This is a genomic window from Enorma sp., from assembly GCF_982429025.1.
Genome location: NZ_CEWCAA010000018.1, coordinates 22750 through 34090, shown reverse-complemented (window position 1 = coordinate 34090; position 11341 = coordinate 22750). Strand labels below are relative to the sequence as shown.

At 62.6% G+C, this 11341-nt stretch carries 8 protein-coding genes; 5 read left to right on the top strand and 3 right to left on the bottom strand.

Features of this window, described 5'->3' with window-relative positions:
- Positions 1-276 precede the first annotated feature (276 nt).
- The 3 genes from AC1VS5_RS04690 (at position 277) to yihA (ending at position 2975) form a co-directional block, all read left to right on the top strand.
- The gene (locus tag AC1VS5_RS04690) at positions 277-1167 is read left to right on the top strand and encodes a MurR/RpiR family transcriptional regulator (protein ID WP_481217860.1); all 891 of its coding nucleotides are present in this window, start codon (positions 277-279) and stop codon (positions 1165-1167) included.
- Between the two features lie 435 nt (positions 1168-1602).
- The gene (gene mtnN, locus AC1VS5_RS04685; protein ID WP_481217859.1) at positions 1603-2334 is read left to right on the top strand and encodes a 5'-methylthioadenosine/S-adenosylhomocysteine nucleosidase; all 732 of its coding nucleotides are present in this window, start codon (positions 1603-1605) and stop codon (positions 2332-2334) included.
- A 50-nt stretch (positions 2335-2384) separates the two neighbouring features.
- Positions 2385-2975 (top strand): ribosome biogenesis GTP-binding protein YihA/YsxC, encoded by a 591-nt coding sequence (yihA, locus tag AC1VS5_RS04680; RefSeq protein ID WP_019127610.1) that lies wholly within the window; start codon positions 2385-2387, stop codon positions 2973-2975.
- Between the two features lie 300 nt (positions 2976-3275).
- On the opposite strand, the gene AC1VS5_RS04675 is transcribed toward yihA, so the two are convergent.
- The 3 genes from AC1VS5_RS04675 to thrC all read right to left on the bottom strand — a co-directional run bounded on the left by AC1VS5_RS04675 (position 3276) and on the right by thrC (position 8033).
- Positions 3276-5504, bottom strand: coding sequence for a YgiQ family radical SAM protein (locus AC1VS5_RS04675; RefSeq protein ID WP_481217858.1), 2229 nt, complete (start codon positions 5502-5504; stop codon positions 3276-3278).
- 117 nt (positions 5505-5621) lie between these two features.
- Entirely contained in the window at positions 5622-6503 is an 882-nt protein-coding gene (thrB, locus tag AC1VS5_RS04670; RefSeq protein ID WP_481217857.1) for a homoserine kinase, read from the bottom strand.
- Between the two features lie 6 nt (positions 6504-6509).
- Positions 6510-8033 carry a threonine synthase gene (gene thrC, locus AC1VS5_RS04665; protein ID WP_481217856.1) on the bottom strand — a complete coding sequence of 508 codons (1524 nt, stop codon included), beginning with the start codon at positions 8031-8033 and terminating at the stop codon, positions 6510-6512.
- A 96-nt stretch (positions 8034-8129) separates the two neighbouring features.
- On the opposite strand from thrC, the gene AC1VS5_RS04660 reads away from it, so the two are divergent.
- A complete protein-coding gene (locus AC1VS5_RS04660) occupies positions 8130-9524 on the top strand; it encodes an aspartate kinase (protein WP_019127614.1) in 1395 nt (464 codons plus the stop codon).
- A 428-nt stretch (positions 9525-9952) separates the two neighbouring features.
- Entirely contained in the window at positions 9953-10978 is a 1026-nt protein-coding gene (locus AC1VS5_RS04655; RefSeq protein WP_419044420.1) for an aspartate-semialdehyde dehydrogenase, read from the top strand.
- The last annotated feature ends 363 nt before the right edge of the window (positions 10979-11341 follow it).

The following is an 11341-nucleotide window of genomic DNA, read 5'->3' as shown; positions in this document are numbered from 1 at the left end:
GCGATAGTCTGCTGGGGCGGGGCGACCTGCCGAGGTGGGGTGGCTCGTCCGGCTTGGAACGGGCCTGTGGCCCGCAATGGCTTGCCGGGCTGGCGGAGGCTGCCGGGCTGGCGGAGGCCTGCCGGGCTGGCGGCTGCCCAGCGGCTCTGCAGCGGCTTCAAGCATAGAGCGGGTTCGTGCGGCAAGGACCGTTCGGCGGGGAGTCGTAAGGAATGCCGCACTATGGCAGCGTAGATTGCTATCATGGGAGCAGAGGACAAAGTTCCGGGAGTTATCATGCAGCGTAAGGGAAGCGTCATCAACGAGATTTGTTTGCTGTACGACCGGCTGAGCGATACCGAGAAGCTCATCGCCGATTTTGTCATGGCGTACCAAGGAGAAATTCCCTCGCTGACCACGCGTGAGATTGCTGCACGAAGCCAGACGTCGGCAGCCACGGTGTCCCGCTTCGTGCGCCATTTGGGATACGAGAGCTTCTCCGAACTGCGAAGCGCCATGCAGCGCGATAACGGCATGCACGACCCCGATGAGGTTCCGCGCAACGTCATTTCGCTCGACGCTCCGCGAGCTGCTATGGAGACGGTGCTCCTCGCAAAGAACCGCGAACTGCTCGATACGCTCAATCTCATTAGCGATCAAGATCTTACCTATGCGGTGCGCCTTATTGAGGAAGCCGATTCGGTGGTGTTCGGAGCGGTGGGTAACACCATTCCGGCGGCTTTATCGGCTTCGTTCCTTATCGCTCAGCTTGGCATTCGCTCGCATTGTGCCCCTACAACCGAGGCCATGGTGCTTTCGTCCATGTCGCTCACCAAGCGAGATGTGCTTGTTTTCATGTCTAAATCCGGTCACTCTAAGCGGCTAAACCACATGATGGACAATGCCATCGATTCGCAGACGCCTACGATTGTGATCACCAATGTGCCGGACTCGCCGCTTGCGCGCCGTGCGACCTGCGTTCTGCAGACCGCGACGCGCGATAAGATGCTTAACAGCGACCTTCCGTTCTCGCATAACTCCATGAACTTCGTTATCGAGGTCGTGTTCCTGCTGCTTTGTTCTGATATGCCTAACTTCCAAGCGCACGCGGGCCTGCTGTGGAAATCCCTCGGCGACGACAAGGGTGTTTCCGGCGAGGTCTTCGGAGCCACCGGCGGTATGCGGTAGCACATGGGGGTCCTGCCATGGCAGAGCCCCTCGCCTCATGCAGAACGAATTAGTTGATGTCTGCGTTGCGGCTAATCTCAAGAGCTTTCTGCTGTGTCAATATTCTTGGGCAAGAATGTGTCGAAAAGTGGGGGTATTAAAGGCGATTAACGGCACAATTTTGCCCAAGAATGAACAATGAGAAGATGCAGGGATTCACGTACGCATAGGCATGGCGGCTCATGGTGGTCGCAAAGGCGCCAGCGATAAGCAGCGAGGCGCTGCCTGGCGAAGGTGTCAAGGTTCGGCGGATTAATTGCCGTTCAGCGATGAATTTCGACCGTTTGCCAGGTGTGTGTAACATTCTGCCTGCTATCATGGGCTGCTGAATATCGAACGGGTGCGGCTCGGTTCGCGCGGGAAAGGCGCGGCACCCGCCGCGCGGGACGGAGCACTATGGCAGGAACGATCGCAATTATCGGCGCGCTCGAGAAAGAGGTGTCGCAGATCTACGATGCACTTTCTGAGCGTTCAATGGTCGAAGAGGCGGGTCTCACCGTTGCACGCGGCACCTTCGAAGGCGTTCAGGTGGTGGCTTGCACGGCGGGCATGGGCACCGTGAATGCCGCTGCAGCGACGCAGCACCTGCTGAGCCGTTACAGGGCGGGTACGGTGATCTTCTCCGGCATTGCGGGAGGGCTTAACCCAGCGCTTCATATCAACGATGTGGTGATTGGCGAGCGCCTCCGCTATCTCGACACCGACACCTCGCTCATTGCCGAATCGACTCCCGGTTTGGAGGAATTCGCCTCGAGTCCCTCGCTGGTCGATGCTGCTGAGGCCGTGTTGCGCGACAAGGGGTTTGTCGATGCTGCCGTGAACCCCGCTGCGCCTGGCGACGACGCCCTCCGGTACCTGCGAGGAACGATCGCTACGGGCGATCGGTTCATTACGGGCGATCTGCGCGACTCCGTGGTGGCTCAGACCAGCGCGGATTGCGCCGAGATGGAGGGCGCCGCGGTCGCGCATATCGCGGCCAAGAATGGCGCCGCGTGCTTGGTGCTGCGCGCAATCTCAGATAACTGCGACGAGTCGTACGACGCGCTTTGCGAGCGCGCGTTCGAACTCGAAGACTACGCGCGGACTGCAAGCAGCGTCGTTCTTGAAATCGTTCGTCGCATCGCATAGCCGAATTGCTCGTAAGCAATGAGGACGCTTTCACCACGATAGGAGTTCCCATGGCCGATTCCATTAACTACCAGCTTGCCCATTTTGTGGCGAGCTACGGCAAGGCATCTCAGATCCCGCCGTCGACCTGCCCAGAGGTGAGCTTCGTGGGGCGCTCGAACGTGGGCAAGTCGTCAATTATGAACAAGCTGTTTGGCCGAAAGGGCCTGGTCAAGGTGTCGAGCACGCCGGGAAAGACAAGCAATGTAAACTTCTTTGAGGCTGACGGCGTGCATTTCGTTGACCTCCCCGGATATGGTTTTGCGCGTCGCTCCAAGGCGGAGCGCGAGCGCTGGGCACGTTTGATCGGCGACTTTTTTGACCTTGATCGCAGCTTCAACCTGGTGGTTTCGCTCGTGGACATCCGTCATGACCCGAGTGCCCTCGACCACCAGATGATCGAGTTTTTGCAGGCGGGCGAGTTCCCCTTCGTGGTGGCGCTCACCAAGGCCGATAAGCTCAGTCGTGGCAAGCAGAACCAGCAGCTTGCCGCTATCCGCAAACAGCTCAATGTGCCTGCGGAAGACATCATTGTGACGAGTTCCGAGACGGGCCTGGGCATAGACAAGCTCAAGGAGCGCATCGCTGCGGCGTGTTTGTAAGCGCAAAGGCTGTGCAGTTTGCGCTGAGAAGCCGTTTTGGCCCCCGTTTGGCGGCAGAAATATGTTCGAGGCTCGAATCGGAAGGTTTTTTAGCAGTCTTCGAGTAACACCCGCTTTTTCGCGCGCATTTCCTGCGGCTTTGTTGCCCGTAGAGGCTGATCTACTTGGCGGTTCGCGAAAAACCTTCCGACTCGAGCCTTGAACTTTTTCTTGAGCGCAATTCCGCGCCGTGGGGGCCGAGGTCCGTGCCATAAGAGACTGAGGCGGCACCGCCTCGGCGCGCGCGTAGCTCAGCGCCATCTACCCGCGGTGCCCGCCACGGTTAGCCTCGCGTCCCTGGCCTGCACGGTTGCGGCCCACAGCATTTGAACCGCGCTTGCCCTGTTGAGCGAATGGGGATTGCTTGCCGGAACCGCGCCGCTCGCTTCGAGTGCGTGCATCGCGTCCGCCCTGCTTGGATGAGCCTTGTGCCTGCCCGCTCGTTCCGGAGCCGCGCTTGCTTTCCCCGCGCTTTCCCGGCCCATGCGGTCGCTGTCCTTTGACGGGCGCGATCAGGCATTTCGGCCCGTAACCGATGAGGTCGGTTCGCCCAGCCTTCTGCAGGGCCTCGCGCACAAGCTCGTAGTTCTCGGGCTTGCGGTACTGGATGAGCGCCCGCTGCAGGGCTTTCTCGTGCGCGGTTTTCGGTACATAGACCGGTTTCATAGTGCGCGGGTCCACGCCGGTGTAGTACATGCAGGTAGACATGGTCGACGGCGTGGGATAGAAGTCTTGCACCTGTTCGGGCATGTAGCCCATGTCGCGCACGTATTCAGCGAGCTCGACAGCCTCGCGAAGCGTGCTGCCCGGATGGCTGCTCATGAGGTAGGGCACCAGGTACTGGTCGCGCCCAAGCTCGCGGTTCATGGCGCGGTATTCGCCCACGAAGCGGTCATAGACGGCGCGGCTCGGCTTGCCCATCACCGAAAGCACGGCGTCACTCACGTGCTCGGGTGCCACCTTGAGCTGGCCCGACACATGGTGCTCGCAGAGCTCACGCAGGAAGGTCTGGTTGGGATCGGGGTCCGCGAGAACGTAGTCGAAGCGGATGCCGCTTCTCACGAAGACCTTCTTCACGCCCGGCAACGCGCGAAGCTCGCGCAGGAGCTGCACGTAATCACTGTGGTCGACCTTCATGCTGCGACACACTTTGGGCCAGAGACAGCGCTTGTGCACGCAGGCGCCGCGCGCGAGCTGCTTGGCGCAGGCGGGCTGGCGGAAGTTCGCCGTCGGGCCGCCCACGTCGTTGATGTATCCCTTGAAATCCGGATCCTGCGTGATGTGCCGCGCCTCGGCCAAGAGCGAGCGGTGGCTGCGTGCCTGTACGATACGCCCTTGGTGAAAGGTGAGCGCGCAGAAGCTGCATTCGCCGAAACAGCCACGGTTGGAGATGAGCGACATCTTTACCTCGGCGAGCGCGGGAACGCCGCCGGCCGCCTCGTAATCCGGATGGTACGTTCGCGTATAGGGGAGGTCGTAAGCTTCGTCGAACGCTTCGGTGGCGAGCGGCTTCGCAGGTGGGTTCTGCACCACGAAGACGCTGTGCGGGTAGGGCTCAACGAGCCGGTTCCCGCTGAACGGGTCCATGTTTTCGTATTGCGTGTTAAAGCTGCGTGCGTAGGTGAGGGGGTCTGCTTCGAGCTCGTCCCAAGAGGGCAGCACCACGGCGTCATAGACCTCGTCGAGCGAGCGGGTGCGGTACACGGTCCCGTCGATGTAGGTGATCTGCTCGATCGGCAGCCCTGCGTCAAGTGCTTCAGCCAGCTCGATGATGGGGCGTTCTCCCATGCCGTAGATGATAAGGTCCGCGCCAGAATCAAGCAGGACGGAGCGCTTCAGGCGGTCCTGCCAGTAGTCGTAGTGCGCGAGGCGCCTGAGGCTCGCCTCGATGCCGCCCAAGATGATGGGCGTGTTCTTGAAGGTGCGGCGGATGAGGTTGCCGTACACGATGGTCGCATGGTCGGGGCGCGCGCCCATGCGACCGCCGGGTGTGTAAGCGTCGGTGCGGCGACGGTGCTTGCTCACGCTGTAGTGGTTGACCATGGAGTCCATGTTGCCCGCCGAGACGAGGAAGGCAAGCCGCGGCTCGCCGAGCACCGCGATGCTTGCGGGGTCGCGCCAGTCGGGTTGGGCGATGAAGCCCACCTTGTACCCGTGCGCCTCGAGCAGCCGGCAGATGATGGCCGCCCCGAAGCTGGGATGATCCACGTAGGCGTCGCCGCAGATGTAGACGAAGTCGCATTGGTCCCAGCCGCGGGCCTTCATGTCGGCGCGCGTGGTGGGGAGAAAGTCTGCTCGCGTGAGGCCGAGCGCTGTGGGGCCCGTGGGGTCGATGTTGGGGGTGTGCGCCGCGCCGTGCTTACCCGGCCGCGATGCGCCCTGCGCCGCGCTACCCGCGCGCTTCTGCGGCCGCGACGCGCCCTGCGCCGCGCTACCTGCGCGCTTCTGCGGTCGCGATGGCTTCTTTTGCTTGGACGAGGCGTTCTGCATGGTGCTCCTGTTCAGATGTAATGCTCACATCCTAGCAGAGGCGGCATGCAGGCAATGTGTTGAAGCGCTTGGCCGCGAGCCCACGTTTGTCACCGGAGGGCATGCCGCTCACGCACGCTACAGGTACTCGATCTGCGCGCCCTGGGTGTCGCAGGTGAGAATATGCGTCTCGCACGTGGGGAACTGCTCGCGCAGGCGTACCTGCAAAAACTTCGCCACGATAGTGTCGTCGGTCACTGCCATGAGCGTGGAGCCCGAACCACTGATCCAGATGGTCTTCGCCCCGCCCTCAAGGCAGGTGGCGCGGATCGCATCGTAGTCGGGGATGAGCTTGCGGCGGTACGGCTCCTGCAGGCGGTCGTCGTTGGCGGCGGCGATAAGCTCGGTGTCGCCGGTTTCGAGCCCCCGCGTGAGCCCCGCGATGCGGCCCATCTGCCACACGGCCGTGCTGAGCGGCACCTCCTTCGGAACAACCTTGCGCGCCTCGCTTGTATGCACCTCGTAAGGCGGGATGATGGTGATGAACCGCAGCCGTTCGCTCACGTTGTAGCGAAGGCAGCGCGGCAGCTCGCCCTCGGGCGTGAACGAGCACACGGCGGCGCCAAGGAGCGCGGGCGCAACGTTATCGGGGTGCCCTTCGAGCGCGGTCGCCATGGCGACGAGCTCCTCGCGTGTCACGGTGCGGCGCGTGAGCGCGGCCGCGCCCATGATGCCCGCGACCACGCACGTCGAGCTGGAACCAAGGCCGCGGGCAACGGGAATCTCGGTCTGGATGTCAATAGAGATGGGGAAGGGCTGCATACCCCACTGCTCAAGTGCCTGTTCAAAGGCAACGTAGACCATGTTGTCGCGGTTTTGGAACTCTTCCGGGCAGCCGGTGATCGTGAGCGTATCGGCATGGTCGAAGGTGAAGTGGGAATAGAGCGAGATCGCCATGCCGAGCGTGTCGTAGCCAATGCCGAGGTTTGCGCTCGTTGCGGGAACGGTAACTTTGATCATGCGAAATTACCTCTGTCCTAATTTTGCATGGCAGGCGTGCTCGACATAGGAGGCCATGCCGTCCACATCCACCACGTCGTCGTGCAGCACGGCGGCTTGTTGCAGGGTGGCGAGCTGCACAGGCGGGGTGGTGCCGGTCGCCTTAGCCAGGACCTCCATGCAGGCGAAATCGTCCGCGGGCACGTCGAGCCCGAGCGATTCGGCCACGGCGCGCGGGAACTTGTACGGGCTCGCGGTCGAAAGCAGCACGCGGGCGCGGGCCGCGGGCGCGGCGGGAACCTGCTCCAAGACGTGGTAGCCGCACGCGGTGTGCGGGTCGATCACGTAGCGGTGGTCGCGCCAGCAGAGGCCGATGGCCGCGCGGACCTCGTCCTCATCTGCCCAGCCGCAGGCGAACACCTCTTGGATGCGGGCGAGGAGCTCGGCGGGCACCTCGTAGCGGCCCTCATGGGCGAGCTGCTCCATGAGCGAGGCCACAAGCTCGCAGTCGCCGTCGCTCAGGTAGTAGAGCATGCGCTCGAGGTTGCTGGAGATGAGGATGTCCATGCTCGGCGAGATGGTGGTGAAGAACGGGCGTTTGCGGTCGTAGACGCCGGTGGTGAGGAAGTCGTAGAGCACGTTGTTCTTGTCGCTCGCTACGATGAGCTTCGCCACAGGCAGGCCCAAGAGCTTGGCGTAGTAGCCGGCGAGCACGTCACCGAAGTTGCCCGTGGGCACGCAGAACTCGACCTCGTCGCCCGCCTCGATGGCACCGGCGCGCAGAAGCTGCGCGTATGCGGCAAAGTAGTAGACAACCTGCGGCACCAGGCGCCCAACGTTGATGGAGTTAGCGCTGCTGAGCACCACGCCGCGCTCGGCCAGGCGCTCTGCAAGCTCGCGGTCGGCGAAGATGCGCTTGACGGCGCTCTGGGCGTCGTCGAAGTTGCCGCGAACGCCGCACACCGAGACGTTATCGCCCGTTTGGGTGGTCATCTGGAGCTCCTGAACGCGGCTCACCTTGCCCTCGGGGTAGAAGACGGTGATGCCCGTGCCGGGAGCGTCCGCAAAACCGGCGAGCGCGGCCTTGCCCGTGTCGCCCGAGGTGGCGGTTACGATCATGATGCTCTCTGCCGGAGTATCCGAGGTGCTTCCCGTCCGCGCCATGAGGCGCGGCAGCATCTGCAAGGCCACGTCCTTGAAGGCGCTCGTGGGGCCGTGGAAGAGCTCGAGCACGAAGGGCTGGCCGCCCTCTTCGGCCTCATGGCCAACAAGGGGCACGAGGGGGGTGACTTCGGCCGAGGCGAAGGTGCCGTCGTACGCTTCATGCACGCACGCGGCGATTTCATCCGCTGTGTAATCAGGTAGTAACAATTGGAGCACCGAGTTCGCAATGTCTGCATAGGACTGCTCGGCAAGGCCTGTTACGTCGAGTTTTTCCGAACCGAGCGCGTCCGAGACAAAAAGTCCGCCGTCTGGTGCGATTCCTGTGCGAATCGCTTCCTTAGCTGTGCACGACACCGCACGTGAACGTGTACTATGATACGAATTCATGTGAAGCTCCTCGTAGGCCCCGGTGTTAGCAATACGCTCATGGTATCAGAGCGCATATGCGTCCGGTGGCTGGGTCAGAAAGGTAACCTCCTCGTTATGATTAAGATTGCCAAGTTCGGAGGCTCGTCGGTAGCCGACGCCAAGCATTTCCGCCAGATCAAGAAGATCGTCGACGCCGATCCTTCCCGCCGTTTCGTGGTGGTTTCCGCTTGCGGGCGCCGCTACAAGTCCGATGCCAAGGTCACCGACCTGCTGTATCTTGTGGCCGCGCACGTGCGCTACCACGTGTCGTGCGACGATCTGCTCGAAGACATCGGCAAGCGCTATTTCGATATCGCCGAAGAGCTGGGGCTCAACTATCCCATTCACGAGGAATTTGCGGCCTTTGCCGAGCGGGCTCGTGCCGGGGAGCTTACGACTGAGGAGCTCGTGAGCCGCGGCGAGTACTTTACCGCCCAGCTGATGGCCGAATACCTGGGCCTGCCGTTCCTCGACGCCGCCGACGTCGTTGCCTTCCACCACGACGGCTCGCTTTCCATGACCCGCACGCACGCGCTCATCCAGGAACGGGGCATTCCGGGCGGCTTCGTGATGCCGGGCTTCTACGGCGCCACGCGTGAGGGGCAGATCAAGCTGCTCGATCGCGGTGGCGGCGATATCTCGGGCTCGATTCTTGCCAAGTGCCTGGATGCCGATCTGTATGAGAACTGGACCGATGTCTCCGGCTTTCTCTCCGCCGACCCGCGCATCGTCGAGCATCCCCAGCCCATCGGCCGCATCACGTACCAGGAGATGCGCGAGCTTTCGTACATGGGTGCGAGCGTCCTGCACGAGGAGGCCGTATTCCCCGTCATGGAGGCGGGCATTCCCATCGCGGTGAAGAACACCAACCGCCCGCTCGACCCCGGAACGATCATCTCCGACCGCGAGGACTTCGTTTCCGACGAGCCCATCATCACGGGTGTAACGGGCAAGCGGAACTTTGTAGCGGTGCACATCTTCAAGGACCACATGTCCAACGAGGTCGGCTATCTGCGCCGCGTGCTCTCGATCTTCGAGCGCTATCGCGTGTCGATCGAGCACATTCCCTCGGGCATCGATTCGTTTGCCGTGGTGGTGCAGGGCTCGGATGTGAAGGACTCGCTCTGGTCGATCGTGGCCGACATCAAGACCGAGGCCACGCCCGATAGCATCAAGGTCGTGGACAACCTCGCACTCATCTCCACGGTGGGCCGCAACATGATTGGCCGTCCGGGTGTGTCGGGCAGCCTGTTTGCGGCGCTTGGCCAGGAGGGAATCTCCATCCGCATGATCGCGCAGGGCTCCGACGAGATCAACATCATCGTGGGCGTGCGTGACGACGATTTCGAGCGGGCCATTCGCGCTATCTACCGGGCGTTTTCCGATGGCGACCACCTGTTGGAGCTCTCGGACCTCAAGCGGGCCGAGGAAGAGGCCCGCGCCGAGGCGGCGGTGCTCGCGAATCGCTAGGCCCGGGCGCTGCATGGGGCGCGGGCGTTTGCGACCCACCTGTTCCGGAATCCTCACGAGTTGGTGCTACCCAGCCGGGCTGGATGTTCTCGAAGCGGAGAGCCCGGCCCGGCTGGATGCTTTTTTGGCAGGCAACGCGCAGAATCGTTCACAAACGTGCCGAATATCGTTCAAAAACGTGACGAGTGTGGTCGACTCGCCACACTCAGCACGTTTATGAACGGTTTATGGGCAGAGAGCAGGCTGCCGCGCTCGTTCTCTGGATTTTTCTCTCGCGAGCACCTGCGCTTGTTTTCTAAATGGAAACATGGGCACGGTACACTCGCCTAACTAGACTAACGCAGCGGCGAAACATAGCGGCAAAACATGGCACCGCGAGCCTGCGCAGGGCGCGCGAGCTGCTGGCGCGGGCACAACGGGAGGAACTCATGAAGCAGTACACGATCGCCATCTTGGGTGCGACGGGCGCGGTGGGCACGCAGATGCTCCAGTGCCTCGATGAGCAGGAGATTCCTGCTGGCGAGTTGCGTCTGCTGGCAAGTGCGCGCAGCGCGGGCAAGACAGTGGAGTTCCGTGGGGCAACCGTCACCATCCAAGAAGCGCGCCCCGAGGCGTTCGAGGGCTGCGACTTCGTGCTCGGCGCGGCGGACGACGCCATTGCCAAGGAGCTGCTGCCCGAGGCCGTGAAGGCCGGTGCTGTGGTGGTGGATAACAGCCATGCCTTCCGCATGGATCCCGACGTGCCGCTCGTGGTGCCCGAGATCAACGGCGCCGATGTTGCCTGGCACAAGGGCATCATCGCAAATCCCAACTGCGCGACCATCATCGGGCTCGTGCCCACGTGGCCGCTTCACCAGCTCGCGGGCGTGACGCGCATGGTCGTGTCGACGTACCAGGCTGCGAGCGGCGCCGGCGCTCCCGGCATGGCGGAGCTCGAGGCGCAGATGGCGGCGCTTGGCCGCGGGGAAGAGCTGCCCGAGCCCCGCGCGTTCGCTGCACAGCTGGTGAGCAATCTCATTCCGCAGATTGGCGGTTTCAAGGAGGAAGGCTACACCTCGGAGGAGATGAAGCTCCAGAACGAGGGCCGCAAGATCATGCACCTGCCGGAGCTCCGTGTGAACTGCACCTGCGTTCGCGTGCCGGTGCTGCGCTCGCATTCCGAGAGCATCACGCTTGAATTCGAGCGCGATATCACGCTCGAGGAGGCGCGCGAGGCGCTTGCCGCCGCACCGGGTGTGAAGCTCGTGGACGACCGCGAGGCCGAGAACGCGCACGACCGCTTCCCCATGCCCATTGATACCTCTGACCAGGACCTTATCTGGGTGGGCCGTGTGCGCCGCGACATCTCGAACCCCGAACCCAACCGCGGTATCACCTTCTGGTGCTGCGGCGATCAGATTCGCAAGGGCGCCGCGACCAACGCCGTGCAGATCCTGAGGCTCCTGATCGGCTAGCTGCATGAAGGCCGTCCGAATGCCTGCTGGGACGTCGGTATGCCCCCGCGCTCGGTGTAGGGCGAATGCCTTTTCAACTTTTGGGCACTTCAACGAGGGCGGGCCGAGTATCCGCGATAGATGGTGCCCGTCTACCTGCGGAAACGATATCGCCATATGCTCCTATATACGGGAGGCCGCGCTGGAAGTGCCCAAAAGTTGAAAGGCTCCGCGGGGCGCCCCTCTCCTGCGGCGCGATGAGCTGCCATCCCGGTGCCCCGCAGCCGCTCTGAGGCAGCTGTGAGACAACTGTGCCAGGTCAAACTGTCACATGAGACAACTGTGCCAGGTCAAACTGTCTCAGAGGCTATCGTGTGCTGTATG

Bases quoted from the DNA above. Each gene is read 5' to 3' on its own strand.
- mtnN (WP_481217859.1), top strand. From the start codon at position 1,603: ATGGCAGGAACGATCGCAATTATCGGCGCGCTCGAGAAAGAGGTGTCG.
- thrC (WP_481217856.1), bottom strand. From the start codon at position 8,033: ATGAATTCGTATCATAGTACACGTTCACGTGCGGTGTCGTGCACAGCT.
- AC1VS5_RS04655 (WP_419044420.1), top strand. From the start codon at position 9,953: ATGAAGCAGTACACGATCGCCATCTTGGGTGCGACGGGCGCGGTGGGC.
- AC1VS5_RS04660 (WP_019127614.1), top strand. From the start codon at position 8,130: ATGATTAAGATTGCCAAGTTCGGAGGCTCGTCGGTAGCCGACGCCAAG.
- yihA (WP_019127610.1), top strand. From the start codon at position 2,385: ATGGCCGATTCCATTAACTACCAGCTTGCCCATTTTGTGGCGAGCTAC.
- thrB (WP_481217857.1), bottom strand. From the start codon at position 6,503: ATGATCAAAGTTACCGTTCCCGCAACGAGCGCAAACCTCGGCATTGGC.
- AC1VS5_RS04675 (WP_481217858.1), bottom strand. From the start codon at position 5,504: ATGCAGAACGCCTCGTCCAAGCAAAAGAAGCCATCGCGACCGCAGAAG.
- AC1VS5_RS04690 (WP_481217860.1), top strand. From the start codon at position 277: ATGCAGCGTAAGGGAAGCGTCATCAACGAGATTTGTTTGCTGTACGAC.